This window comes from Arthrobacter sp. IK3, assembly GCF_051337705.1.
GTDB lineage: Bacteria > Actinomycetota > Actinomycetes > Actinomycetales > Micrococcaceae > Arthrobacter_B > Arthrobacter_B koreensis.
The window spans coordinates 135,070-160,207 of the sequence record NZ_JBPPSW010000005.1; the positions used below are offsets into that span (position 1 = coordinate 135,070).

Annotated in this window: 19 protein-coding genes; 10 read left to right on the forward strand and 9 right to left on the reverse strand. The window is 64.5% G+C overall.

What is annotated here, in order from left to right:
- Positions 1 to 8 precede the first annotated feature (8 nt).
- The 4 genes from ACSLGO_RS08480 (at position 9) to ACSLGO_RS08495 (ending at position 4,464) form a co-directional block, all read left to right on the forward strand.
- Entirely contained in the window at positions 9 to 995 is a 987-nt protein-coding gene (locus ACSLGO_RS08480) for a carbohydrate ABC transporter permease (RefSeq protein WP_091605066.1), read from the forward strand.
- On the forward strand, positions 992 to 1,900 hold the full coding sequence (locus ACSLGO_RS08485; protein WP_091605069.1) for a carbohydrate ABC transporter permease: 909 nt from the start codon (positions 992 to 994) through the stop codon (positions 1,898 to 1,900). Before ACSLGO_RS08480 ends, ACSLGO_RS08485 begins: the two co-directional genes overlap by 4 nt.
- Positions 1,900 to 3,378, forward strand: a complete 1,479-nt coding sequence (locus tag ACSLGO_RS08490) for a GH1 family beta-glucosidase (protein WP_277665116.1) — start codon at positions 1,900 to 1,902, stop codon at positions 3,376 to 3,378. The genes ACSLGO_RS08485 and ACSLGO_RS08490 overlap by 1 nt, the downstream gene beginning before the upstream one ends.
- 66 nt (positions 3,379 to 3,444) lie before the next feature.
- On the forward strand, positions 3,445 to 4,464 hold the full coding sequence (locus tag ACSLGO_RS08495) for a LacI family DNA-binding transcriptional regulator (RefSeq protein ID WP_377955530.1): 1,020 nt from the start codon (positions 3,445 to 3,447) through the stop codon (positions 4,462 to 4,464).
- On the opposite strand, the gene ACSLGO_RS08500 is transcribed toward ACSLGO_RS08495, so the two are convergent.
- The 4 genes from ACSLGO_RS08500 to polA all read right to left on the reverse strand — a co-directional run bounded on the left by ACSLGO_RS08500 (position 4,461) and on the right by polA (position 11,094).
- Positions 4,461 to 5,174 carry a hypothetical protein gene (locus ACSLGO_RS08500; RefSeq protein ID WP_091605078.1) on the reverse strand — a complete coding sequence of 238 codons (714 nt, stop codon included), beginning with the start codon at positions 5,172 to 5,174 and terminating at the stop codon, positions 4,461 to 4,463. The two genes, ACSLGO_RS08495 and ACSLGO_RS08500, sit on opposite strands and share 4 nt — an antisense overlap.
- A 153-nt stretch (positions 5,175 to 5,327) precedes the next feature.
- A complete protein-coding gene (gene rpsA, locus ACSLGO_RS08505) occupies positions 5,328 to 6,800 on the reverse strand; it encodes a 30S ribosomal protein S1 (protein WP_091605081.1) in 1,473 nt (490 codons plus the stop codon).
- Positions 6,801 to 7,126: 326 nt separating this feature from the next.
- A complete protein-coding gene (locus tag ACSLGO_RS08510) occupies positions 7,127 to 8,437 on the reverse strand; it encodes a GNAT family N-acetyltransferase (RefSeq protein ID WP_436400916.1) in 1,311 nt (436 codons plus the stop codon).
- Positions 8,438 to 8,460: 23 nt separating this feature from the next.
- Complete coding sequence (gene polA / locus ACSLGO_RS08515; RefSeq protein WP_386887636.1) at positions 8,461 to 11,094, reverse strand: DNA polymerase I; 2,634 nt, start codon at positions 11,092 to 11,094, stop codon at positions 8,461 to 8,463.
- Positions 11,095 to 11,338: 244 nt separating this feature from the next.
- On the opposite strand from polA, the gene ACSLGO_RS08520 reads away from it, so the two are divergent.
- Together ACSLGO_RS08520 and ACSLGO_RS08525 are read left to right on the forward strand one after the other, a co-directional pair.
- Positions 11,339 to 11,827: a PaaI family thioesterase gene (locus tag ACSLGO_RS08520; RefSeq protein ID WP_091605088.1), complete on the forward strand. Its 489-nt coding sequence runs from the start codon at positions 11,339 to 11,341 to the stop codon at positions 11,825 to 11,827.
- Positions 11,828 to 11,921: 94 nt separating this feature from the next.
- Positions 11,922 to 13,010 carry an alkene reductase gene (locus ACSLGO_RS08525; protein ID WP_436400917.1) on the forward strand — a complete coding sequence of 363 codons (1,089 nt, stop codon included), beginning with the start codon at positions 11,922 to 11,924 and terminating at the stop codon, positions 13,008 to 13,010.
- Here ACSLGO_RS08525 and ACSLGO_RS08530 read toward each other — a convergent pair whose 3' ends face one another.
- A complete protein-coding gene (locus ACSLGO_RS08530; RefSeq protein WP_263128933.1) occupies positions 13,011 to 15,047 on the reverse strand; it encodes an MFS transporter in 2,037 nt (678 codons plus the stop codon).
- A 56-nt stretch (positions 15,048 to 15,103) separates the two neighbouring features.
- Positions 15,104 to 15,508 (reverse strand): Hsp20/alpha crystallin family protein, encoded by a 405-nt coding sequence (locus tag ACSLGO_RS08535; RefSeq protein WP_263128932.1) that lies wholly within the window; start codon positions 15,506 to 15,508, stop codon positions 15,104 to 15,106.
- 326 nt (positions 15,509 to 15,834) lie between these two features.
- Between ACSLGO_RS08535 and ACSLGO_RS08540 the strand changes: the two genes are divergently transcribed.
- Genes ACSLGO_RS08540 through glsA form a run of 3 tightly spaced genes read left to right on the forward strand, consistent with a single transcriptional unit; the run spans position 15,835 to position 19,931 of the window.
- The gene (locus ACSLGO_RS08540) at positions 15,835 to 17,217 is read left to right on the forward strand and encodes a glutamate decarboxylase (protein WP_263128931.1); all 1,383 of its coding nucleotides are present in this window, start codon (positions 15,835 to 15,837) and stop codon (positions 17,215 to 17,217) included.
- 12 nt (positions 17,218 to 17,229) lie between these two features.
- Positions 17,230 to 18,981, forward strand: coding sequence for a putative glutamine/gamma-aminobutyrate antiporter GadC (gene gadC, locus ACSLGO_RS08545; protein ID WP_377955536.1), 1,752 nt, complete (start codon positions 17,230 to 17,232; stop codon positions 18,979 to 18,981).
- Positions 18,978 to 19,931 (forward strand): glutaminase A, encoded by a 954-nt coding sequence (glsA, locus tag ACSLGO_RS08550; protein WP_436400918.1) that lies wholly within the window; start codon positions 18,978 to 18,980, stop codon positions 19,929 to 19,931. The genes gadC and glsA overlap by 4 nt, the downstream gene beginning before the upstream one ends.
- A gap of 91 nt (positions 19,932 to 20,022) precedes the next feature.
- Here the strand turns inward: glsA and ACSLGO_RS08555 are convergent, their stop codons facing one another.
- The 3 genes from ACSLGO_RS08555 to ACSLGO_RS08565 all read right to left on the reverse strand — a co-directional run bounded on the left by ACSLGO_RS08555 (position 20,023) and on the right by ACSLGO_RS08565 (position 23,635).
- A complete protein-coding gene (locus tag ACSLGO_RS08555) occupies positions 20,023 to 20,799 on the reverse strand; it encodes an IclR family transcriptional regulator domain-containing protein (RefSeq protein ID WP_263128929.1) in 777 nt (258 codons plus the stop codon).
- Positions 20,800 to 20,923: 124 nt separating this feature from the next.
- Entirely contained in the window at positions 20,924 to 22,744 is a 1,821-nt protein-coding gene (locus ACSLGO_RS08560; RefSeq protein WP_436400919.1) for a bifunctional sugar phosphate isomerase/epimerase/4-hydroxyphenylpyruvate dioxygenase family protein, read from the reverse strand.
- A gap of 18 nt (positions 22,745 to 22,762) precedes the next feature.
- On the reverse strand, positions 22,763 to 23,635 hold the full coding sequence (locus ACSLGO_RS08565) for a shikimate dehydrogenase (RefSeq protein ID WP_436400920.1): 873 nt from the start codon (positions 23,633 to 23,635) through the stop codon (positions 22,763 to 22,765).
- A gap of 181 nt (positions 23,636 to 23,816) precedes the next feature.
- On the opposite strand from ACSLGO_RS08565, the gene ACSLGO_RS08570 reads away from it, so the two are divergent.
- The gene (locus tag ACSLGO_RS08570) at positions 23,817 to 25,130 is read left to right on the forward strand and encodes an MFS transporter (RefSeq protein WP_152274416.1); all 1,314 of its coding nucleotides are present in this window, start codon (positions 23,817 to 23,819) and stop codon (positions 25,128 to 25,130) included.
- Positions 25,131 to 25,138: the final 8 nt, after the last annotated feature.

Consider the following 25,138-nt stretch of genomic DNA (forward strand, 5'->3'; position numbering starts at 1 on the left):
AGTTTCCCATGACTGCCACCCTGAACCGCCCAGCCGCAGCGCCGCCCGTCACAGCGCGGCCTACCTTCCGCCAGCGTCTGTCCAAATGGGACATGAAGGCGTCACCATACCTCTACATTTCACCGTTCTTTATCCTCTTTGGCCTCACCGGGCTTTTCCCGCTCGTCTACACTTTCTGGGTCTCGCTGCATGACTGGCACCTGCTGAAGGGGCAGGGGGATTTCGTCGGACTTTCCAACTTCAGCAATGTCCTGGCCGACGGGTACTTCTGGAATTCGATGTTCAACACGTTTTCCATCTTCCTGCTCTCCGCCATTCCCCAGCTGGTAATTGCCGTTCTCCTCGCGGCCGTCCTCGACCAGAACCTGAGGGCCAAAACCTTCTGGCGCATGTCAGTCCTGGTGCCTTACGTAGTGACACCTGTTGCAGTGGCCCTCATTTTTTCCAACATGTTCAACCAGGAAAACGGCCTGATCAACAACATGCTTGAAAACGCCGGCATTGGCGGAGTCCGCTGGCAGGACGGTTCCTTCGCCAGCCACGTTGCGATCGCAACCATGGTGAACTGGCGCTGGACCGGCTACAACGCACTCATCCTTCTGGCAGCGATGCAGGCCGTCCCCCGCGACCTCTACGAGTCCGCGGCCCTGGACGGCGCGGGTGCCGTCCGGCGGTTCTTCAGCATCACCCTGCCAAGCATCCGGCCCACCATGATTTTCGTCATCATCACAGCCACCATCGGCGGTCTTCAGATCTTCGCAGAACCGCGCCTGTTTGATCCCGTCAATGCCGGTGGAACACAAAAGCAGTTCCAAACGACGGTCCTCTTCCTGTGGGAGCTGGCCTTCCAGCGGCAAAACTTCGGCAAGGCATCCGCCGTGGCCTGGCTGCTATTCCTCATCATCGTGCTGGTTGGCGTAGTCAACTTCCTGATCAGCAAAAAAATCGCCACCTCGGACACCCGCAGGCCCCGCCGGGTTAGGAGCAGAAAATGACCGTCCTTCAAAAAGCCCGGGCAGTTCCCGGGACCGGAACGGGATCCGGGTCCGGCAAACCACTGCGCGGCAGGCGCCGGTTCTTCCGGGGCGCGGGCCGGCCCGGGTTCCTGAGCTACGGAATCCTGCTGGCGTTCCTCATCGGTTCCGCCTACCCCCTGTGGTGGTCACTGATCATCGGCAGCCGCTCCAACGAGGCCCTGGGCCTGGACTGGCCTCCACTCTGGCCCGGAGGCAACTTCTGGACAAACGCCGCTGCGGTCTTCGACACCGTGCCGTTCTGGAAGGCCCTGGCCAACAGCATCATCATCTCCGGAACCATCACCGTCTCGGTGGTGATCTTCTCGACCCTGGCCGGATACGCGTTCGCAAAACTGCGGTTCCGGGGCAGGGGTCTCCTCATGGTTGCGGTCATCGCCACCATGGCAATCCCCACCCAGCTGGGAATCATTCCCCTGTTCATGGTGATGCAGAAGCTGGGCTGGACCGGGGAACTGGGAGCGGTGATTGTTCCCGGCCTGGTCACGGCCTTCGGAGTGTTCTTCATGCGCCAGTATCTTGTGGACGTCATACCGGATGAACTCATCGAATCCGCTCGCATGGACGGCGCGAGCATGCTGGGTACCTTCCGGCACGTCGCCTTGCCGGCGGCGAAGCCGGCCATGGCCATCCTGGGTCTCTTCACCTTCATGACGGCGTGGACGGACTTCATGTGGCCGCTTTTGGTGCTGCCCAACAACCCAACACTGCAGGTGGCGCTCAGCCAGCTGCAGTCGGCCCGGTACGTGGACTATTCAGTGGTCCTGGCCGGGGCAGTCTTGGCAACCATCCCCCTGCTCATCCTCTTCGTGGCGGCGGGAAAACAACTCATATCCGGAATTATGCAGGGAGCAGTGAAGGGCTAATGACGAACAACACCTCTTTGGGGAACCACGGTAACCACAACGGTTTTCCGCCCAACTTTCTCTGGGGCTCGGCAACTGCAGCGGCCCAGGTTGAGGGTGCCGCCCGGGAAGACGGCAAACAGGACTCAATCTGGGATGCATTCGCGGCAGTGCCCGGCAACGTCCTGAACCAGGACACACCCGCCACCGCTGTGGACCACTACCACCGCATGCCGCAGGACGTTGCGCTGATGAAGGAGCTGGGGCTGGATTCCTACCGCTTCTCCACCAGCTGGGCTCGCGTCCGTCCGGGCGGTGGGGCGGTCAACCCCAAGGGACTGGACTTCTACTCGCGCCTCGTGGACGAACTGCTCGAGGCCGGAATCCTCCCCTGGCTGACGCTGTACCACTGGGATCTGCCGCAGGGCCTCGAAGATAAGGGCGGCTGGACCAACCGTGACACCGCCTGCCGCTACGTCGAGTACGCGCAGGACGTCTACGCGGCACTTGGTGACAGGGTGAAGCACTGGACGACCTTCAACGAGCCTTTCTGCTCGTCCCTTCTCGGGTACGGGTCCGGCGTCCATGCACCGGGACGGCAGGAACCGCGTGCCGCCATCGCGGCCGTGCACCACCAGCACCTTGCCCACGGCATGGCGGTCACGGAACTGCGGAACCTGGGTGCCGAACAGGTCGGCATCACGCTTAATCTCAGCAATTCGATTCCCAGGGACCCAGACGATCCCGTTGACCTGGAGGCGGCACGGCTGTTCGATTCGCTGCAGAACCGGATCTTCCTGGACCCGATCCTGCGCGGAGCGTACCCGGAGGACTCACTCCGCGACCTCGAACCATACGGCCTGCACGAACTGATCCTGCCCGGCGACATGGAACTCATTGGGGCCCCGATCGACTTTCTCGGCGTCAATCATTACCACGATGACCAGATCAGCGGCCACCCGGACATGTCCGGTGAAGACGGCCACGGCGGCGGCACTGACACGCCCAAGGCCTCACCCTGGATCGGTGCCGAACACATCACCTTCCCCACCCGCGGGCTCCCCCGCACCGCAATGAACTGGGAAGTGAATCCTGACGGCCTCCGTAAGCTGCTCGTTCGCCTGGGACAGGAGTACCCAAACCTGCCGCCGCTGTACGTCACTGAAAACGGAGCCGCTTACGACGACGCCGTCAGCAGCGAGGGAACCGTACCGGACGCTGAGCGCACCAAGTACATCCTTGACCACATCCAGGCTGTCAGTGGGGCCGTTGCCGAAGGCGCGGACGTCCGTGGCTACTTCGTGTGGTCCCTGTTGGATAACTTCGAGTGGTCCTGGGGCTACGAGAAGCGCTTTGGCATCATTCACGTGGACTACCAGACGCAGGAACGCATCATCAAGGACAGCGGACTGGCCTACAGCCGGCTTATTGCGCAGGTGCGGCAGGCGACGGAAGCAGGAAACCTGCAAAACGCGGCGGCAGCCGCGGGTGCGCGGTAGGGGAACTACGATTGAAAGCTGAGCCCGGCTTCGGACAGCAGAGGACACCAGGAAATGGAGATCCCATTGGGTACTGAGACGGGGCAGGTGCGGCCCGCACCCACCCTGGAGATGGTGGCTGCGCTTGCCGGAGTCTCCAGGGCCACCGTGTCGCGGGTGGTAAACGGCTCAACCTCGGTTGCACCGGAACTCGTGCACAGTGTTGAGCAGGCGGTACGGACGCTGAATTATGTACCCAACCGGGCAGCGCGGACCCTGGCCAGCCGCCGGACCTACACCATTACCCTCCTGGTTCCCGAGTCAACGTCCAAGGTATTCGCGGACCCCTTCTTTGCCACGGTGGTGGAAGGGGTCGCGAAGTACCTGAACTCCACGGACTACATGCTGAACATGGTCACGTCATCCGAAGCGAACCCGGGCAAGACCCAGCGTTACCTGATGGGCGGCAACGTGGACGGTGTGCTGGTCGTTTCCCACCACAGCGGGGACCACTCCTGGGAGCACCTCAGCGATGCCCTGCCCATCGTGTTCGCCGGAAGGCCGCTGCTCAACGCAGCAGACAGCTATTACGTAGAGGTGGACAACGAGGAAGGTGCGCTGGCTGCCGTCGAGCGGCTGATCAGCACCGGACGGCAGAATATCGCCACGATCGCAGGACCCCAGGACATGCCGCCGGGCGTGGACCGCCTTGCCGGCTGGCGTGGCGGACTGCACCAGGCCGGGTTGAGCGACGCGCTGGTGGAGTACGGTGACTTCACCGTTGCCTCCGGCGCGGCGGCGATGCAACGGCTCCTGGCGCGGGGCAAGCCCCTTGACGGCGTCTTCGCCGCAAATGACCAGATGGCAGCGGGCGCGCATTCGGTCATCCTGAAGCACGGACTCAGGATCCCTGAAGACATCGCCCTCGTGGGCTTTGACGATGACCAGTTTGCCACCGGCGTCGAACCCGCCCTCACCACCGTGCACCACCCCATTGCTGAACTTGGGGAGAAGATGGCCCGTATGCTGGTGGAACTGATTGAAGGCCGGGCAGCGGAGCGGGTTTGCCGGCTGCCTACTTCACTGGTGGTGCGGGAGTCGGCCTAGGCCGGCGTGTAGCGGATGCCGCTGTAGTCTTCCTCGGCCCAGAGGGAGCTGCGGCGGTTCCGCCTGTTCCAGCGCGACTCCAGGATCTGCAAGGCGTCCTCCCATTGGACTGCATCGGGTTCACGCTCCCGAATCAGCGCCGCGGCTGCGGCCTCGGATGCGCAGTGCCAGACCGAGAAAGCGGCAAACTTCGGATCGCTGAAGACGCCTTTCCACAGCGGGCTGCGGCGTTTCCTAAGAAGCTGCGTACCGAGGAGGATGACCCCCACGGCCAGTACCGCAGCCGTGAAGAACGCGTCACCGGAGATGAGGCCGAACGGTTTCGCCAGCACGACGGCTGCGAGGAGGATCCCGCCCGCGATCCTGACCCAGGCAGCACTTGCCGCGGCGGCGCCGTCCGTTTCCCGGGCCACCCTCAGCTGCTCCTTCCGCCAGGCACGGAAGCGTGGCAGGTCCGACTCGGCTTCGGACTTTTCCACTGCTTCCGCGGCGTCGAAATAAGCAGCGAACCTGGACTGCAGCTCCCGTTGACGGTCATCGGCTGCTTCGAGTTCCTCCCAGGAGCTGGCTTCCCGTTCCTCCTCCGCGACCCCGTTGATGAGGTTGGCTGCCTGGCTGGGAGGCAGGTGCAGGGCGGAGGCCTGTGCCCGCCGGCGAATCTGTTCCTGAAGCTCCTCGCCGCTGATTGAAAACGGCCCGCTGACCTGCATATCTGTTTCCCCCGGTGTGATGCTTCGTGTTGGCTAGTGACGGCGCACCCAGCCTACCAACAGCCGCCTGCCCCCTCCTGGCAAGACAAAAGGCGGGTTCCCACCGAAGTGGGAACCCGCCTTTCAGGCAGCTAGCACCTTAGCAACAGGAAATTAGTTGCCGGTCAGCTTCTCGCGCAGTGCGGCAAGTGCCTCGTCGGATGCCAGGGTACCGGCAGCGGACTCGGATGCAGCAGGCTCGGAGGAGTAGCTGGTGGAGCTGGACTCAGCGGAGTCGGATGCAGCAGCAACGTCCTCGGAGTTGTGCTGGGCAACCTGCTTCTTGTGAGCTTCCCAGCGGGCCTGGGCGTCAGCGTACTGCTGCTCCCAAGCGGCGCGCTGGGTCTCGTAGCCCTCGAGCCATTCGTTCGACTCGGGGTCGAAGCCTTCGGGGTACTTGTAGTTGCCGGCTTCGTCGTACTCTGCGGCCATGCCGTACAGAGCCGGATCGAACTCGGTGCCTTCGGGGTCGACGCCCTCGTTCGCCTGCTTCAGCGACAGGGAGATGCGGCGGCGCTCGAGGTCGATGTCGATGACCTTGACGAACAGCTCATCCCCAACGGAAACAACCTGCTCTGCCAGCTCTACGTGGCGGACAGCCAGCTCGGAGATGTGGACCAGGCCTTCGATGCCGTCTTCGACGCGGACGAACGCACCGAACGGAACCAGCTTGGTGACCTTGCCCGGGACAACCTGGCCCAGGGCGTGGGTGCGGGCGAAGGTCTGCCACGGATCTTCCTGCGTAGCCTTCAGCGACAGGGAGACACGCTCGCGGTCGAGGTCAACTTCCAGAACCTCAACGGTGACTTCCTGGCCAACTTCAACGACCTCGGAGGGGTGGTCGATGTGCTTCCAGGACAGCTCGGAAACGTGGACGAGACCGTCTACGCCGCCAAGGTCCACGAATGCACCGAAGTTGACGATGGAGGAAACAACGCCCGGACGAACCTGGCCCTTTTCCAGCTTGTTGAGGAAGGTGGAACGGACCTCGGACTGGGTCTGCTCGAGCCATGCACGGCGGGACAGGACCACGTTGTTGCGGTTCTTGTCCAGCTCGATGATCTTGGCTTCGATCTGCTGGCCGATGTACGGAGCCAGGTCACGGACGCGACGCATCTCCACGAGGGATGCGGGCAGGAAGCCGCGCAGCCCGATGTCGAGGATAAGACCACCCTTGACAACCTCGATGACGGTACCGGTGACGACGCCGTCTTCTTCCTTGACCTTCTCGATGTCGCCCCAGGCACGCTCGTACTGTGCGCGCTTCTTGGAGAGGATCAGACGGCCTTCTTTGTCTTCCTTGGTGAGCACCAGGGCCTCGACCTGATCGCCAACGGAGACTACGTCTCCGGGATCAACGTCGTGCTTGATGGAAAGCTCACGGGAAGGAATGACACCCTCGGTCTTGTAACCGATGTCGAGCAGAACCTCGTCGCGGTCAACCTTGACGACGGTACCTTCGACGAGATCGCCGTCGTTGAAGTACTTGATCGTTGCGTCAATGGCGGCGAGGAAGTCCTCGGCAGATCCGATGTCGTTGATGGCGACCTGCGGGGTACCGGACTTCTCGGTGGTGGTGATGGTCATGTAGTTGGGACTCCGATGTGGAAGTTGTTGTAATTCCGGATGCGCTCCCACCGGCTCGCGTGCAACCCGAGGACTCGGGCTCAAGACGGTGCTTGGTTGTCCGGAGATGGACAGAATGTAAATAATGTTGGTGCCCGCCCTGCGCTTGGAGGTGGCCTCCAGCAATGTGGAAAATGTGGAAGCCGAACCAGCACGCGTGACGCGCCTGTTCAGTCTAGCCGGAGCCTCCAAGTCAGGTCAAAGCCGTACGGGGATTCCGGTAGTCCTTTTCCCCTGTCCATGGCAACCAGGAAAGAACGCCCGTAATTCCCTGGGCGGGTACCCGCTTAGAAGTGCGTGCTGCAGTAGGGCGCACGGACCACGTCGAACAACCGTCCCAGCGCTTCGACCGCCTCGACGCTGCCGCGGATGCCGCCTGAAGCCGCCAGCATCGAAGCAGGCACGCCGCCCAGGTAGAGCGACGCAAACGCCGTCGCGTCAACTTCCACCGCGGGGATTCCTTCGGGCTCCTCGCGGTCCAGCCCGGTCAGTACCGCAGCCCCTGAACTCACCTGGAGCAGCCACCGGCCGTCGGCGAGCCCCAGCGGATCAGTGACGCCAATGACCAGGTTCCCGTCCGACTCGAAGCCGCGTGCACGAAGCATCGCGGCAGGATCCAGTGCCCGGAGCCAGAGCGCGTCCTCGACACCCGTGATGCGGTAGCGCCGCCGGTCGGCCAGCGCCCAGGGAAGCGGGTCGCTGACCGGGGCGGAAGCGGTGATCTTCTCGACCAGGTCAATAGACCCGAGGTACCGCCACAGCTCCAGCCGGGCCGTGTCGTCCACGGCCACCAGGTCCAGGACCTTCAGGGTGTGGGGCTCGGTCTCCCACGGCAGGAAGCGGTAGGTCACGTACCCGTCCGGCGTGCCGTCGGCGTCGTAATGGACCGCTGCGCGCACTTCCTTCTGCTCCTCGGGAAGGTCTCCCCAGAGTCCGGCGGCGCGCTTGGCGTAGCCGGCCTGCCGGCCGATAGCCCCGCGTGTTGCTTCAAGATGGCGCTGGAAGATTTCGGGTGCGAGCTTCTCCATCCCGGCCAGGTCCGCCACGGCGGTGGCACCCGACGGCGCCGTCCGCAGCTCCAGCCGGCCGCGGACGTCCACTTCAATGTCGGCTTCCAACGTAGCCGCGCCAAACCCGTACCGGCCGTAGATGACGGCCTCCGAGGCGTAGAGGGAGGCAACAGCGAAACCGTCCTCCTTCGCGCGGCGCAGATCCCCGGTGATCATTCCCGTCAGGATCCCCTGCCTGCGGTGTGTGGGCCGCACCGTCACCGAGGTGACCTGGTGCGCCGGCAGGAGTCCGGCTCCGGCGTTCAGGTCGTGGGACATCGACGCATACGTGGCAACCGGTGCCTTCGGATTCCAGGCGTGCTCGGGCGCGGCGTCGTCATACACTCCGGTGAGCATCCGCCCGTCTGCCTGGTACGCCTGGACGATCGGGGCCAGGTGCTTGGGATCCCAGCGCGCATCGTGGAATCCGAGGTTGACGGCCTCGAGCCAGTTCGAGGTGGGCTCGTCCGGAGCCTTTGGGTCAGCATCCGTAAATCCGGGGCTGAAACGTTCGGTGCGCAGGGCGGTCCCGGTGTTAGTGCCGCTCATCTGTTCCCCCTGGGTTGTAGGTATTAGTGGCCTGCCTCATGCCAGCTGGCACCCCAGCCCACGGATACGTCCAGGGGCACGGAGAGATCGGCAGCGCCGGCCATCTGTTCGCGGACCAGCTTCTCTGCGGCCTCCCGCTCCCCCGGCGCGACTTCCAGGACAAGTTCGTCATGGACCTGCAGAAGCATACGCGTTTTCAGGCCCTGCTTTTTGAGTTCGGCGTCCACGCCCAGCATTGCCTTCTTGATAATGTCCGCCGCAGAGCCCTGGATGGGTGCGTTCAAGGCGGCGCGCTCGGACATCTCGCGCAGCTGCCGGTTGGTGCTGGCCAGGTCCGGCAGGTAGCGGCGGCGGCCTTCGATGGTGGAGGTGTAACCGTCCTTGCGGGCCTGCTCGACGACGCCGCGCAGGTAGTCACGCACGGCACCGAAGCGGGTGAAGTAGTCGCGCATCAGGGTGCGGGCTTCGTCCACCGGAATCGAGAGCTGCTTGGACAGGCCGAAGGAGCTCAGGCCGTAGACCAGGCCGTAGGACATGGCCTTGACCTTGGACCGCATGGCGCTGGTGACCTCTTCCGGCGGGACACCGAAGATATGCGAGCCGACGAAACGGTGCAGGTCTTCCCCGTCCCGGAACGCCTGAATCAGGCTTTCATCTCCCGACAGGTGCGCCATGATGCGCATTTCCACCTGGGAATAGTCGGCGGTCAGCAGGGTCTCGTAGCCCTCGCCCACCACAAAGACCTCACGGATCCGGCGGCCTTCCTCGGAACGGATCGGAATGTTTTGCAGGTTGGGGTTGATGGAGGACAGCCGCCCGGTTGCCGCTACGGTCTGGGCGTAGGTGGTGTGGATCCGGCCGTCGTCGGACACCGATTTCCGCAGGCCCTCCACCGTCTGGCGGAGTTTGGAAGCATCCCGGTAGGCCAGAAGGTGCGCGAGGAACGGATGTCCGTTCGTCTTCACAATCAGGTCAGACAGGGCGTCCGCATCGGTGGAGTATCCGGTCTTGATCTTCTTCGTCTTCGGCAGGCCCAGCTCCTCGAAAAGCACCACCTGCAGCTGTTTCGGGGAACCAAGGTTGATCTCCTTGCCGATGACCTCGAAGGCCTCGGTCTTGGCCTGGTCGATCGTGCGGCCGAACTCGTCCAGCAGCTGGTCCAGCTTCTCGGTGGAAACGGCTATGCCTGCCAGTTCCATCTCGGCCAGCACCTCCGCCAGCGGGAGTTCGAGTCCGCCCAGGAGCTGGTTGGCGCCGCGCTCCACCAGCTGCCCGGAGAAATGCTCACTCAGCTTCAGGGCAGCAAAGGCCTCCATGACGGCCGGTGCAGCGGTGTCCTCACCCTCAAGGGTGAGCTCGAGCTGGTTTCCGGATCCCGCGGCCGGTTCAAGGGACAGCTTGAGGTGCTGCAGGCTCAGGTCCGGCAGGTCATAGCTACGCCGGTCCGGCTGGATCAGGTATCCGGAGATGGCCGGGTCGTCCACTTCACCGTCGAGGTGGAGCCCGCGGCGGGACAGCAGCTTGTAGGAGTCCTTGAAGTCGTGGACCACCTTGGGTGCGTTCGTATCTGCCACCCAGTCCGCCAGGACCTTCTCCGCCCCGGCGTCCAGCTCGGTCAGGGGAATGAAAGCCGCCGAGTCGTCGGTGACCACGGCGACGCCGGTTGCCTCGCGTGCCTCGCCTGCTCCTTCGGTCACGAGCCGGAGCCCCGCCGGCTTCTGGTTCGTGGCCTTGAACCATGCCTCCAGCGCGTCCGCTGCAGTGATGGTGGTGTGCACGGGGGGCAGCATTTCCGGATGGGCTCCGGGCGCCTCCTCTTCCCCATACACGTCAAAGAGCCGCTTGCGCAGGGCATTGAACTGCAGGGCATCGAAGAGTTCCTCAATGGCTTCACGGTCCGGCCGGCGTGCAGCCATGGCGTCCAGGTCCACGGGAAGCTCGAGGTCCCGCAGGAGCCGGTTCAGCCGGCGGTTGCGCTTGACGCCCTCGATGTTCGCGCGGAGGGAATCACCTACCTTGCCCTTAATGTCATCAAGGTGCTCCAGGATGCCTTCCAGTCCGCCGTAGGCCTTGATCCACTTCGCGGCGGTCTTGGGCCCAACGCCGGGTACGCCGGGGAGATTGTCCGCGGACTCCCCCACCAGTGCCGCGAGGTCCGAGTACTTGTCCGGCGGCACGAGGTACTTTTCCTCCACTGCAGCCGCGTCCATGCGGGGCAGGTCGGAGACGCCCTTCTTCGGGTAGAACACGGTGACGCGGTCATTAACAAGCTGGAAGGCGTCCCGGTCTCCGGAAACCACCATGACATCCCAGTTCCGGCCGGCTGCCTGCTCCGCCAGGGTGGCAAGGATGTCATCCGCCTCGTAGCCGTCCAGCGTGATGGTGGGGATGTTCATGGCCTCCATGACCTTGATGATCAGGTCCACCTGGCCATGGAATTCCTCTGGCGTCTTATTGCGCCCGCCCTTGTATTCCGAGTACTCCTCGGTGCGGAACGTTGGAGTGTCCAGGTCAAAGGCCACGGCAATGTGGGTGGGCTCTTCGTTCTTGATCAGGTTGATCAGCATGGACGTGAAGCCGTAAACGGCGTTGGTGTGCTGCCCGGTGTCAGTGGAGAAGTTCTCTGCCGGCAGGGCGTAGAAGGCACGGAAAGCCATAGAGTGCCCGTCGATGACCAGCAGCCGGCTGTGGCCGGAAGCGTTGGGTTTTCCGAGGGCGGCTTCAGCCGGGGCCAGCGCCGTGTCCACCGCGTGGCTGCCTGCAGGTGCCGCTCCGGCCGGCTCGGTCCGGGACTCCGCTTCCGTGGTTTCCTCCAGGGAATCAGCGGGCTCGGGAAGGGGGTCAGAGACAGGCGCAGAGGCCAGTTTGGCAGTTTCACTCACAGATGTAAGCCTAGTGGGCATGAGCGACATTTTCACGCCGGGCCAGGCCGGCCCCGCGCAGGGCGAAGTCCCCATGCTGCAGGAACTGATCGACGCCGGAGTGCCGGAGGAACTGCATCCCTGGCTGGGTAAATCCGGAGTCGGACCCCTGGTGGTGAAGCTCGGCATCCGCTTCCTGGAAATGTCACCCTCCCGGATTGTTGCCACCATGCCCGTCGAGGGCAACCAGCAGGTGGCGGGCATCCTGCACGGCGGCGCCCATGTTGTCCTCGCCGAAACCCTGGGCTCCTTTGCGGCGTCGCTGCACGCCGGACCCGGCCGCTACGCCGTCGGCATTGAAGTTGGCGCGACCCACCACCGGTCGGTTTCCTCCGGTCTGGTCACGGGTACCGCTACGGCCGTGCATCTGGGCGGCACGCTCACCACGCATGAAGTAGTCATGACCGATGATGAAGGGCGCCGGCTCTCAAGCGCCCGCATCACCAACCTCATCCGCGAGGTCCGTTAGGCAGCCTTACGGGAATAGGGAGCCGGCGGCGAAGGTTGCCGCAGGTACCCCCCAATGTGCAGGTGGATACCTATTGCCTGCCGAAAGGAAGTACGTGCAGACAAATCTGTTTTCTCCCCTGACCCTTGGCACCCTTGAGCTGCCCAACCGCCTGGTGATGGCGCCCCTGACCCGCGTCCGCAGCGGCGCGGAAGGCATTCCCGGCCCGCTCGTAGCGGAGCACTACCGCCAGCGGGCCTCACTCGGCCTGATTGTTTCAGAAGGTACGTATCCCTCCCCCGAGGGCCAGGGTTTCTCCGGACAGCCGGGCCTGGTCACCCCCGAACAGCTCGCCGGCTGGCGCGAGGTGACTGACGCCGTGCACGCCGAAGGTGGCCGGATCTTCGCGCAGGTCATGCACGCCGGACGGGTTTCCCACCCTGATATCAACGGCGGGCTCCAGACAGTGGCCCCCAGCGCCGTCGCAATTGACGGCGTCATCCGCACACCGGCGGGCAAGCTGCCCCACGCCCAGCCGCGGGAACTTGGCGAGCTTGAACTGGACGGGATGCGGGACATCTTCGTCCGGGCCTCGGTTGCTGCCGTCCAGGCAGGGTTCGACGGCGTTGAACTCCATGGTGCCAACGGTTACCTGCTGCACGAATTCATGAGTCCGGCTTCCAACCTGCGCACCGACGGCTACGGCGGTTCGCCCCAGGCGCGTGCTCGCTTCGTGGTGGAAGTTGTCACCGCCGTGGCTGCCGCCATTGGCGCGGACCGGGTGGGACTGCGCATTTCACCGGAGCACAACATCCAGGATGCGTGGGAGAAGGACGCTGACGAGACGCTGGCTGCCTACGGCGCCCTCGTGGACGAGATCGCGCCGCTCGGACTCGCCTACCTGAGCATCCTGCACAATGATCCGGCAGGTGAGCTGGTGCAGGAATTGCGCCGCCGCTTTGGCTCCCCGGTCCTGCTCAACACCGGTTTCGCCGTCGTCACCACGCGCGAAGAAGCCGCCGGGCTGCTGGAACAGGACCTGTGCGACGCCGTCGCCGTCGGGCGTCCCGCGATTGCGAACCCGGACCTTGCCCTGCGCTGGAAGCACAACCTGCCCCTGAACGAGCCGGATCCCTCGACGTTCTACTCGGACGGGGCCGAAGGCTACACCGATTACCCGGAATACGCGGGTGCACCCGCCTGACTAAACCTTCAGGGCTGTCGACGGCGGCTCTCCGCACAGCTCGACGTCCACGACGGTGTCAGGGGAAGGCAGCACCACCAGTCGGGTGTGGGTTTTCCCTGACGGGTCGGTAACGCTGAGCACGTAACGGCCCGGGGCCGGCAGCGGCAGTTCGTAGCTGCCTCCCCGGGCCGAAACGGCCGAGAACGCCGGAGACTCACCCGACTCCGGAACCAGGAGGATCAGTGCCCCTGTGACCGGATGACCGTGGCGGCGTACGCGGCCGGTGAGCATCAGCCGGTTGGCGAAGTGTATGTCGATCTCCTGCGGCGCCGGCGCTTCGCGCACCTGAACTACTTCCGAAACCGGCAGCCAGCGCCTGTGGGCGGCAACGAACACGAACCGTCCCGGTCCGGGCAGAGCCACGGTGTACTTGCCGTGTTCATCCGTGCGGTCCCAGTCAACGGGAGTTCCATCTACGTCGGCGACAGACACCGTGCCTCGGTCAATCGATCCCCGGTCCCCGGGCGCACGCAGCACCCCGGTCACGCGGACCGCCGGCTTCGGCAGCCGGTCCCCCGCCATGTCCTCTCCGGATGCTCCCGGCCGTCCGGAGTGCAGGTCCGGATGGGTCGCCTCGTGCCGGCTGGCACGGGGCAGCAGGAAGCACAGGGCCGTCGCCGCTGCAGCAGCGAGGCCCGCGAGGATGAAGATCAGACGGAAGGCATCCAGCCCCGGAAAGACACGGCCGCCAATGCCGAGGGTTATTGATGCCAGGATGGTCGCCACGGCCGCACTGCAGGTGGAGGTGCCCACCGAGCGCAGCAGCGTGTTGAGCCCGTTGGCCGCCGCCGTGTCCCGCCGCGGAGCGTTGCTCATAATGATGGTGGGCATGGCAGCCATAGCCATGGCGGTCCCCACCGAGATGACCACGGCTCCCGTGAGGATTCCGGCTACCGTGCTGACCAGGAACGTCCGGCCAAGGTACCCCGCGGCCATCACGGCACAGCCGGTGATCATCGTGGTCTTCGCGCCGAACGTATTGGTGATCCGGGCGGACAAGGGGGCGGCCGCGACCATGGCCACCCCGGAAGGAATCATCGTGAGGCCCGCCGCGAGGACGCTGAGTCCGAACCCGAACCCGGTCACGCGGGAAAGCTGGAGCTGCTGAGTCGTGACCAGCATGTTGGCGTACATCGAGAAGCCCACCAGGACCGCCGCCGCGTTGACGACCAGGATGGGCCGGCGGGCGGAGGTGCGCAGGTCCACCAGCGGCTGCCCGCTGCGCAGTTCCAGCGGGAACCAAAGCGCTATCAGGACCGTGAACGCAGCAAAGAGGCCCAGAATGACGTCACTCGTCCAGCCCCAGACGCCGCCCTTGGAAATGGCCAGCAGCAGCGCCGTCATGGCACCGGACAGCAGGAGTGCCCCCGCGTAATCGAAACGGCCTTCGGTGCGCAGGGTGGACTCGGGCACGAAGAAGTAGACGGCAGCGAGGATTGCCAGGGCGAACAGGGCGACGATCCAAAAAGTCGCCTCCCAGCCAAGCTTCTGGTAGATGAGCCCGGCCATGGGCAGTCCCAGGGCGCTGCCGATCCCGAAGCTGGCGCTCATGAGGGAAACCGCTCCGGCGATGCGCCGCTGGGGCAGCGTATCCCGCAGGATGCTGATCCCCACCGGGATCACTGCCCCCGCGGAACCCTGCAGGGCACGGCCAATCACGGCTGCGGCGAATGAACCGCCTAGCGCAGCTATGAACCCTCCCGCCACCATCAGGGCAAGGGAGATCATCAGCATCCGTTTCTTGCCGAACATATCCGCCAGCCGGGAGACGATGGGCGTGGCAACAGCCGCGCTGAGCAGGGTTACAGTGACCAGCCAGGAAACGTCGTCGGAGCTCACCTGGAAGATCCGCGGATACTCCGGGAGCAGCGGCACCACGGCCGTCTTTTCGAGGGACACCGTGATGCCGCCCAGCCCCATGATGGCAGTGACCAGCCAGGGCGGTGACCTGTCTGCCCTGGAGTGTGCCTGAATGCTCCGGTTCTGCTGGGACACGGGGCCTCCTCGGTGCCGGTGCCTGCTACCTCAGGGCGGAGCGCGCGGTGGTGATGTCAGCCGTGGCTGACGGGGACCTTCCGGCCGGTGCTGCCTGCGTCCTGGATCGGGACACGGACCTCCAGCACGCCGTCGCGGTAGGACGCCGTCACTTGGTCGGTGCCGGCACCGGCCGGCAGCTGAATATCCCGGCTGAATGAGCCGTACTTGAACTCGGACCGGTAAGCGTTCCGCGCCCGGTTGGCCGCTTCTTCGCGCCGTTCACCGCGGATTCGCAGCGTTCCGTCAGACACCGTGACATCCAGGTCCTTTTCCGGATCGATCCCCGGGATTTCTGCCCGGACTACCATGGCTCCGGTGTCCCGGAACTCCTCTACCCGGAAGGCCGGGACTTCCCAGTCGCCTTCAAAGAGCCGGCGCATGGGTTCCGGCAGTTCGAAGCGGTCACGTCGGCTTGCCATGGGCGTTCTCCTGCGGTGGGCCGCTCCCCGGCGAGGTGCTTGGCACGAACTGCGTGGCCGGGGCTGCTGCGGAATGGATGAGGTCTTCGAAGGGTACGCGCGGGCGCCGCGGGCCTCAACGGGCGGGACCGCGGAGACGGCCGCCACAGCCCAGCTCGGGATGCCTGGGAGCAGTTCCGGGCTCCACGCGTCCTAATACCGGCGATGCCTAGAAAACGTGAAAAGCCCGCGCGTATAGTCGAACGCGCGCACCTGTGGGGCTCAAAGCGCCGCCGCTCACCACGGCCGGCAGCCACGTTGGTCACTCCTTACGAGAGGTCGAAGCCATGCCGCAGAACGATCCGCAGGATTTCCTGAGCGTCAATCCGATATTCTCCCGCGAAGGCGAAGCCACCCAAATCCCGAAGTACGAGTTTCCGGAAAGCGGCATGCTGCCGAAAACGGCCTACCAGATTGTGCACGATGAAACGATGCTGGACGGAAACGCGCGGCTGAACCTGGCAACGTTCGTCGGTACCTGGATGGACGACAACGCGAACCGGCTGTACGCGGAAACCTACGACAAGAACATGATCGACAAGGACGAGTATCCCCAGACGGCGGCCATTGAGCAGTACTGCTGGAAGATGCTTGCCGGCCTGTGGCACTCGCCGGACCCGCAGGGCACCATTGGCACGTCCACCATCGGTTCGTCGGAAGCGTGCATGCTGGGCGGGCTCGCCTTCAAGCGGCTCTGGCAGCACAAGCGACGGGCCGAAGGGAAGTCCACGGACAAGCCCAACCTGATCATGAGTTCCGCCGTGCAGGTCTGCTGGGAGAAATTCTGCAACTACTTCGATATTGAGGCGCGCCTGGTTCCCATCAGCGAGGAGCACAAGTGCCTCGACGGCTACGAACTCGAGAAGTACGTTGACGAGAACACCATCGGCGTCGTCGCGATCATGGGCGTCACCTACACGGGCATGTATGAGCCGGTGAAGCAGGTCGCAGCGAAGCTGGATGAAATCCAGGCCTCCACCGGGTTGGACATTCCCATCCACGTGGACGGGGCGTCCGGCGCCATGATCGCCCCCTTCATCCAGCCGGAGCTGGAATGGGACTTCCAGCTTGAACGGGTGCATTCCATCAGCACGTCCGGACACAAGTACGGCCTGGTCTACCCCGGCCTCGGCTGGGTTGTCTGGCGGGAGCGCCAGTGGCTGCCTGAGGACCTCATCTTCTACGTCAGCTACCTTGGCGGGGACATGCCCACTTTCGCGCTGAACTTCTCCCGTCCCGGGGCCCAGGTTGTGCTGCAGTTCTACATGTTCCTGCGGCTCGGCTTCGAAGGGTACAAGAAGGTCCAGCAGACCTGCCAGGACGTGGCGCTGTATCTCTCCCACGGCATCAGCGAGATAGGTCCCTTCGAGCTGTGGAATGACGGCTCGGACATCCCGGTCTTCGCTTGGCGGCTGAAGGAGGGGCACACGGATCGCTGGACGCTCTACAACCTGGCCGACAGGCTCCGGACAAAAGGCTGGCTGGTCCCCGCCTACCCGATGCCGGACAATCTGGGCAACCTGACAGTCGAGCGGATCGTGGTCCGCAATGGCCTGAGCATGGACCTGGCCGGGCGCCTGCTCAAGGACATCCAGGACGAAACCGCCTACCTGGAAAACCTGAGCGCGCCAATGCCCGTCGAGCAGGAGCATCCGGGATTCCACCACTAGGAGGTGAATTCAGTGAGCGATTCAACTGCATCAGCTGCATCAACCGGCGCCGGATCACCGGCCGGGAACGGCCGCATGAGCCGGGCAAAACAGAACGCAACCATCACCGTCGGTGCGCTCGCCGTCATGAACATCGTTGCGGTGGTGAGCCTCCGCGGCCTGCCTGCCGAGGCCGAGTACGGACTGAGCTCGATCTTCTACTACGTCTTCGCTGCGCTCGTGTTCCTCATTCCGGTTTCGATCGTCGCAGCCGAACTCGCGACGGGCTGGCCGGAGACCGGAGGCGTCTTCCGCTGGGTGGGCGAAGCTTTCGGCCCCCGCTGGGCCTTCCTGGCCATGTTCATGCTCTTCATCGAGGTGACCATCTGGTTCCCCACCGTGCTCACCTTCGGCGCGGTCTCGCTGGCATACACGGGAACGGACCAGAACATTGATGCGCAGCTGTCGGGAAACAAGGCGTTCGTCCTCGCCGTCGTGCTGGTGGTCTACTGGCTGGCGACGTTTATCGCCTTCCGGGGCGCCGCGGCGTTCTCGAAAGTGGCGCAGTGGGGTGGGATCGTCGGCACCCTGATCCCCGCCGGCATCCTCGTGGTGCTCGGTTTCTCCTACTACTTTGCGGGCAACACCCCGCAGATCAAGATGGGCTGGGGAGAGCTTGTACCGGATTTCTCCAACTTCTCCAACGTTGTGCTGGCAGCAAGCATTTTCCTTTTCTATGCCGGCATGGAGATGAACGCCATTCACGTCCGGGACGTGAAGAATCCTACCCGGAACTATCCCCTTGCCGTGCTGATTGCCGCGGCAGGGACGGTAGTCATCTTCGTCCTGGGCACACTGGCCATTGCCTTCGTTGTTCCCCAGGCGGACATCAACCTCACGCAGAGCCTGCTGACCTCCTACAACGACATGTTCGAATGGGCCGGCATCGGCTGGGCATCGCCAATAGTCGCCGCGATGCTCCTGATCGGTGTGCTGGCCGGCGTGGTCACCTGGGTGGCAGGCCCGTCCAGCGGTCTGCTCGCCGTGGGCCGGGCAGGGTATCTTCCGCGGTTCTGGCAGCACACCAACAAACACGGAATGGGAACGCACATCCTGCTCTTCCAGGCGTTTATGGTCACCGCCCTGGGTGTTGTCTACGTGGTGCTGCCCTCGGTGCAGGCGGCGTACCAGATCCTGAGCCAGCTGACCGTGATCCTGTACCTGGTGATGTACCTGCTGATGTTCGCGGCGGCAATCTACCTGCGTTACAGCCAGCCGAACCGCCCCCGCCCCTACCGGGTGCCCGGCGGCGACCTGGGCATGTGGATTTTCGGCGGCGTCGGGTTCCTGGGCTCGCTCATGGCCTTCGTCTTCAGCTTCATCCCGCCGGATCAGATTTCCGTGGGGTCTCCGGCAACCTATGTGGGCATCCTCGTGGGCAGCGCAGTGCTGCTCATTATTGCTCCGCTGGTCATCTACGCGCTCCGCAAGCCGCACTGGAAGGATCCCCAGGCCGAGTTTGTGCCGTTCACCTGGCAGCTTGAACACGTTCACCCGGGCACAGTCAACGAGTCCTCAACAACCACTGCCGAACTGTCAGAGACCTGGGAGGAGACGGCCGGAAACGCCCCGAAGGCGGCAGCGGCGGGCGGCACCCCGGCCGGCAAGCACACCGGTAAACCGTCTGCCACCGGCGCCGGTTCCCGGGGGTCTGAGCAGGGCGGGGGGACACGCGTCCACCGGCCGCACCCGGGGCCGGCCGCAGGAGGGAGTTCAGCGGTATGAAAATCGACAAGTCAGCCATCCAGGCCGCCGTTCAGACCGCCCACAGCGATTTCACCCCGGACCAGGGCGGTAAGAACGCCGGTTACATCCCCTACCTTGCCTCCGTCGATCCGGCACTGTTCGGCATTAGCGTGGTCACGGCCGACGGCGAGGTTTTCGAAGCCGGCAACTCGGATTTCGAGTTTGCGCTGGAGTCGATCTCCAAGGTCTTTTCGATGGCCCGCGCCATGGATGAAGTCGGGTTGCCCCAGTTCCACGACAAAGTCGGGGCGGACCCCACGGGTGAGCCGTTTAATTCGGTGATTGCCGTGGCCCTGCACGATGACAAGCCGCTCTCCCCGCTCGTCAATGCCGGAGCCATGGCCACGGTGTCCCTGATCCCGGCAGGCAACGCCGAGGACCGCTGGCAGAAAATCCTGGCAACCCAGTCTGCCTTCGCCGGCCGGGACATTCGGCTGAGCGATGCGGTGAACGACTCGGAACAGTCCACCAACTTCCATAACCGGGCCATCGCCTGGCTGCTGTATTCAGGCGGGACGATGTACTCGGATCCCATGGAGGCCTGCGACGTGTACACACGCCAATGCTCCACCCTGGTGACAGCGGTTGACCTGGCAACCATGGGAGCGACCATTGCCGCACGGGGAACCAACCCCGTGACGAAGCAGGCTGCCATCACGCACCCGGACATCATCCCGCCCATGCTGGCGGAAATGACCATGGAGGGGCTGTACACGGCCTCGGGTGACTGGGCGTACCGGGTAGGCCTTCCCGGCAAGTCCGGCGTGGGCGGCGGGATCCTGGCAGTCATGCCGGGCGTCCTGGCCATTGCCGCCTTCTCACCCCCGCTGGACGCTGCCGGCAACAGCGTCCGGGGACGAAAGGCGGTGGCCCAGATCGCCTCGGCGCTAAAGCTGAACCTGTACAACGCCTCGGACTACGCAGCCTAGCGGGGCATCACAAGACGAACTGCGGCGGGGCGTGCGAACGGGTCTCCGCCGCAGTTCCCTGCCCCGCGGCATCCTGCCGGCACGCGGGTGGCTACCCCGTGAGGCGGATGCCGTAGTCGGCCGAAATGTCTTCAGCGGCACGCCTCAGCCGGGGCAACAGGATTTCTTCCAGTCCTGCGGCCCTGCCGTATGACTGGTGCAGGGAAACGTTGGCCGCGGCAACCACCCGTCCTCCGCGGTGGACCGGCACGGCAACTCCGCTGAGCCCTTCCTCGTATTCCTCACGGACAACTGACCAGCCGCGTTCACGCACCGTCCTGATTTCCGCCTGCAGGGCTTCCCTGGAGGGAACGGTGCTGGGCGTGAAGCGGCGGACGTCCGACCGGGCCAACCGGTCCTGCAGGTCTGCATCATCGAGCGAGGCCAGCAGCACCCGTCCCATGGACGTTGCCCAGGCCGGAAAGCGCGTTCCCACCTGGACGGCCACGCTGACCAGCCGCGGGGAGGTGACCCGGGCAACATACACCACGTGCACGTCGTCGAGGATGCACACTGACGCGGTTTCCTGAAGGTCCGCGGACAGCTGCTTCAGGTGGGGCTCCGCGATGGCGGGAAGCGTCAGGCTGGAAAGGAATGCCGAGCCGACGTTGAGCACGCGGGGTGCCAGCTGGAACCGGGCGCCGTCGGTGGACAGGTAACCCAGCTCCGTGAGGGTGAGCAGGAACCGCCTTGCGGCGGCGCGGCTCAGGTCGGCCTTGGCAGCCACCTCGCTGACGCTCTGCAGCGGCTCTTCCTCGGTGAATGCGCCCAGGACGGTAAACGTCTTCTCGACGGACTTTACATACCAGTCACCCTGCGGAGCGCCCACTGTGGTTTCCCCCTGACCTGTCCTCGTGCCGGGTCCTTCCCAACCGCCGATCCACCGATCCTAGCCCACTCCGGAACGCGGTCCGGCGGCGCACTGGCCGGCAAAGCCACAGGTCAGGACCGTGTCAGCCGTTCGCGAGGTACTGGGCCGCGAGCCGCACGGGAGCGTTGGGAGCGCCGTACCCCTCATAGGAAGGCCTGCGCTCCACCACCTCGAAGAAGACGTTGCCCACCGTGGAGGTATAGAAGTGCAGGAATTCGCCGTCCGCGTCCCGGTCGTAGAGAAGGTTCAGGTCCTTCAGCACCGTCAGGAACTCCGGGTCCAGTCCGAACCGCGCATCGAGGTCCTCGTAGTAGTTGCCCGGTACCGGCAGGAACTGCAGGCCCCGGGCGACGGCGGTGCGCGCCAATGCCACGAGGTCACTGCAGGCAAACGCCACGTGCTGCGGATAACCGGAGCCGTCGAACACCATGGGCGCGATGTTCAGTGCCATCCGCACGGCGCCGTCGCTGCTGCGCATCACCTGGCTGCGGACCAGGCCCATGGGGCTGGGAACCTCGACGCTGGGACGCGGGGTGAGGCCAAGGGTGGATTCATAGAAGAGCACCGCTTCGTCAAAATGCTGCCAAGGCTGGGACAGGTTGACGTGGTCTACGGCGGTAATGGGACCAGCGGCCGGAACGGGAGCCCCGTTTCCGAATTCCCGAATCCATCCCGGGCCGCCTGATTCTGCCTCACACAGGAAGATCTCCGTCCCGTCCGGGGCGGCAACAGCCTGCAGGACTTCTTCGTTTGCCTGGCTGCGCCGGGGCACGGCCGTGGCTTTTAGCTGCAGGGCTCGGGAGGCTGCGGCGAGGGCGTCCGGTACGTCCAGGCCGATCGCCGAGATACCGGGCTCCAGTCCGCGTGCGTTCTGGCTGTTGATGATCACCCGCGCCCCGTTTTGGGTCCACAGCTCAACGGCTTTGCTGCGGTGGGTTCCCTGGCAGGTGAAGCCAAGCTGGTAGAGCAGCGTGCGGATGGTTTCGGGGTCGCCGGCTTTGACCTCGGCGAAGTTGAAACCGAGCGGTTCCCCGACTCCGGGCAGGGTGGAGAGTTCCATGGCGGTTTCGCCGGCGCCGGTTTCCTGCAGGTGGATGGAGGTCTGTTCGGCCAGGCGGATCAGTGAGCGCATGGCATCGACCGCAGTGCGTTCCTCGGCGGCCTGCCGGAAGACGTCGTTGAAGATTTCCAGTGATACCGGACCGTTATAGCCGCTGCGCACCAGATGCCCCATGAAGGTGACCAGGTCGAATGCGCCTTCACCGGGAAAGACCCGGTAGTGGCGGCTCCAGGACAGAACGTCCATGGACAACTCGGGAGCGTCAGCCAGCTGGACGAAGAAAATCTTCTCGGCGGGAATCTTTTCGATCGCCTCCGGATTCCAGCGGCGGGAGAGGATGTGGAAGCTGTCCAGGCAGGTGCCCACGTTGGGGTGGTCAGCAAGCTCCACGATGCGCCACGCATGTTCAAAGTCGCTGACGTAGCGGCCCCAGGCCAGCGCCTCATAGGCGAGCCGGACGCCGTACCGTGCGGCGGTTTCGCCCATTCGACGAAGCTGGGCTGCTGCTACAGCGTCATCGTCAATGGTGGCGGTTGCTACGTTGGAGCACACCAGCATGGTGTCGATGCCCAAGCGGTTCATGAGCCGGAACTTGGCCTCGGCGCGCCGCAGGTTATCTGCCAGCACGTCCTCCTCGACTCCCTCGAAGTCACGGAACGGCTGGTAAAGGTCCAGTGTCAGGCCCAGTTCCTGCGCCAGGTCCCGGATCTGCTCCGGTGTGGAGGGGGAAACCACCAGGTCCTGCTCAAAGATTTCGACGCCGTCGAATCCAGCGGCGGCACAGGCACGGAGCTTGTCCTCCACGGTTCCGGAGAGGCAGACCGTGGCAATCGACGTACGCATTGGGTAATCCCTTCCGGCTCAGAGGCCGTTGCTGACCATGTCCAGGAAGTGTGCCCGCATGCGGGCCGGGTCCGGGCGGATGCCGGTAATAAGTTCAAACGCGTCCACTGCCTGGCCCACCGCCATGTGTCCGCCGTCCAGCACGCGGCAGCCCAGCGATTCGGCAGTGTCGATGAGCTTGGTCCGCACGGGACGGTAGATGACATCGGCCACCCACAGTTCGCTGCGCAGGAGTGCGGGATCGACCGGCATGCCGGGATGGGAGTGCATGCCCACCGGGGTAGCCTGCACAAAGCCGTCCGCCGCTGCGAGTGCGCCCGCCAGGTCAGCGCTGGTTCCGGCGGCGACGTGCGCCTCCGGGAAGAGCGCGGACAGCGCCTGGACGCGTTCCTGCACCCGGTCGAGGTCAAGGTCAATCAGGGTCAGCTGTCCAACGCCGGCCTTCAGGAGGGCGTAGGCGACAGCAGCTCCCGCGCCGCCGGCCCCGAGCTGGACTACCTTCTCCAGTGCCGCACCGGGCAGGCCCGCGGCGAGGGCCCGGCCAAAGCCGGAGTGGTCCGTGTTGTGGCCCATGAAACCCTCGTCCGTGACCAGCACGGTGTTGACGGCACCTAACCGGGCGGCGTCGTCGGACACTTGGTCCAGGTGCTCCATGACGAGCTGCTTGCACGGATGGGTGATGTTGAAGGCGTTAAAGCCAAGGTCGCGGCCGTAGCGCAGCAGGTCACCTACCTCGGTCCCGCTGCGCCCGTTCACCGAAAGGTCCACAGGCCGGTAGAGGTAGGAAAGTCCGTTTTCCCGGGCTTCCCGCTCATGCATTGGCGGTGTCAGGGATGTGGTGATCCCTTCGCCAATCAGGCCAACGAGCCAGGATTCGGTGGTGGTGCTCAAGTGGTTCTCCCTTCGGCGCCCGGGACGGGGCTAGGCCCACGGTACCGGCCTGTTCATAAAATGCACAACTGTGCGCATTTCGCACACATGTGTTGCATCTGACTATGGCGCGGGTTACATTGTGGTGTTCGCATGAAGCACTGCTGTGCGTTTACCGCACACCATCCCTTGGAGGCCCCACATGAGCGCTGCTCCGACGCAGTCCGCCCAAGCCACCGCCAAGACCCCGAAGAAGGCCGCCGCGGCGAGCTTCATGGGCAGCGCGGTCGAGTACTACGACTTCTTTATATTCGGCACGGCCGCATCGCTGATCTTCCCCTATGTCTTCTTCCCGGATGCCGATGCCCAGGCGAGCATCATGTCCCTGGCGACCTTCGGCTTCGCCTACATCGCCCGCCCGGTTGGCGCAGTGATCCTGGGACACTTTGGAGACCGCGTCGGCCGCCAGAAGATCCTTATGTTTACCCTCATCCTGATGGGTGCCTCCACCTTCCTGATCGGCTGCCTGCCGGACTTCAACACCATTGGCTGGTGGGCTCCCACCCTGCTGGTCCTCTGCCGCCTGGCACAGGGCCTCTCTGCAGCCGGCGAGCAGGCAGGCGCCAGCTCCATGACGCTGGAACACGCCCCCGACGGCCGCCGCGCCTTCTTCACGTCCTGGACCCTTACCGGAACCCAGGGCGGCCAGATCCTTGCAGCCATGGTCTTCATTCCGGTCATGGCCCTGCCCGATGACATCAAGTACGGAATCGGCTGGCGCATTCCGTTCTGGCTCAGCGCCGTCGTTGTTGTGGTCACCTACTTCATCCGCCGCACCCTCCACGAGACCCCGACCTTCCAGGAAGCCAAGGCAAACAACCAGATCGCCAAGCTGCCGGTGGGCGTACTGCTCAAGCACCACTGGCGTGACGTCCTGCGCGTCATCTGCTGCGCCTTCATCGCGGCTGTCTCGACCGTGTACGGCACCCTGGCCATCAAGTACGGCACCGAAGTAGGAAATGTCGACGCCGCCATCACCCTGTGGCTGGTAGTGGCTGGCAACATCGCCGCGCTGTTCACGCAGCCGCTGTTCGGCATGGCTGCCGACCGCTTCGGCCGGAAGCCGGTATTCATCTACGGCGCGCTCTCCAGCGCCGCCGTGATGCCGTTCTACCTGCTCTCCATGGAATCCGGTAACTCGCTCCTGCAGTTCACCCTCTCCGTGGTGGTCTTCGGCTGCGGCTATGCCGCTGCGAACGCCGTGTGGCCGTCCTTCTACGCGGAGATGTTCAGCGCCAAGGTCCGCTTCTCCGGACTGGCAATCGGCACCCAGCTGGGCTTCCTGATGGCCGGCTTCGCGCCGTCCATCGTTGCTGCCCTCGGTGGCTTGGAGCCGGGCGGCTGGGTAGTGATCAGCTGGTTCACAGCTGCCATTGCCGGCATTGCCGCGATCTCCGCGCTGACGGCCAAGGAGTCCTTCCGTATTCCGACGGCCGAACTTGGGCTGAAGAAGTAACAGCTTCT

Excerpts from the sequence above, each read along its gene's own strand:
- ACSLGO_RS08480 (WP_091605066.1), top strand. The coding sequence starts at position 9 with ATGACTGCCACCCTGAACCGCCCAGCCGCAGCGCCGCCCGTCACAGCG.
- ACSLGO_RS08485 (WP_091605069.1), top strand. The coding sequence starts at position 992 with ATGACCGTCCTTCAAAAAGCCCGGGCAGTTCCCGGGACCGGAACGGGA.
- ACSLGO_RS08490 (WP_277665116.1), top strand. The coding sequence starts at position 1,900 with ATGACGAACAACACCTCTTTGGGGAACCACGGTAACCACAACGGTTTT.
- ACSLGO_RS08500 (WP_091605078.1), bottom strand. The coding sequence starts at position 5,174 with ATGCAGGTCAGCGGGCCGTTTTCAATCAGCGGCGAGGAGCTTCAGGAA.
- rpsA (WP_091605081.1), bottom strand. The coding sequence starts at position 6,800 with ATGACCATCACCACCACCGAGAAGTCCGGTACCCCGCAGGTCGCCATC.
- ACSLGO_RS08510 (WP_436400916.1), bottom strand. The coding sequence starts at position 8,437 with ATGAGCGGCACTAACACCGGGACCGCCCTGCGCACCGAACGTTTCAGC.
- polA (WP_386887636.1), bottom strand. The coding sequence starts at position 11,094 with ATGGCTTTCCGTGCCTTCTACGCCCTGCCGGCAGAGAACTTCTCCACT.
- ACSLGO_RS08520 (WP_091605088.1), top strand. The coding sequence starts at position 11,339 with ATGAGCGACATTTTCACGCCGGGCCAGGCCGGCCCCGCGCAGGGCGAA.
- ACSLGO_RS08535 (WP_263128932.1), bottom strand. The coding sequence starts at position 15,508 with ATGGCAAGCCGACGTGACCGCTTCGAACTGCCGGAACCCATGCGCCGG.
- ACSLGO_RS08540 (WP_263128931.1), top strand. The coding sequence starts at position 15,835 with ATGCCGCAGAACGATCCGCAGGATTTCCTGAGCGTCAATCCGATATTC.
- glsA (WP_436400918.1), top strand. The coding sequence starts at position 18,978 with ATGAAAATCGACAAGTCAGCCATCCAGGCCGCCGTTCAGACCGCCCAC.
- ACSLGO_RS08560 (WP_436400919.1), bottom strand. The coding sequence starts at position 22,744 with ATGCGTACGTCGATTGCCACGGTCTGCCTCTCCGGAACCGTGGAGGAC.
- ACSLGO_RS08570 (WP_152274416.1), top strand. The coding sequence starts at position 23,817 with ATGAGCGCTGCTCCGACGCAGTCCGCCCAAGCCACCGCCAAGACCCCG.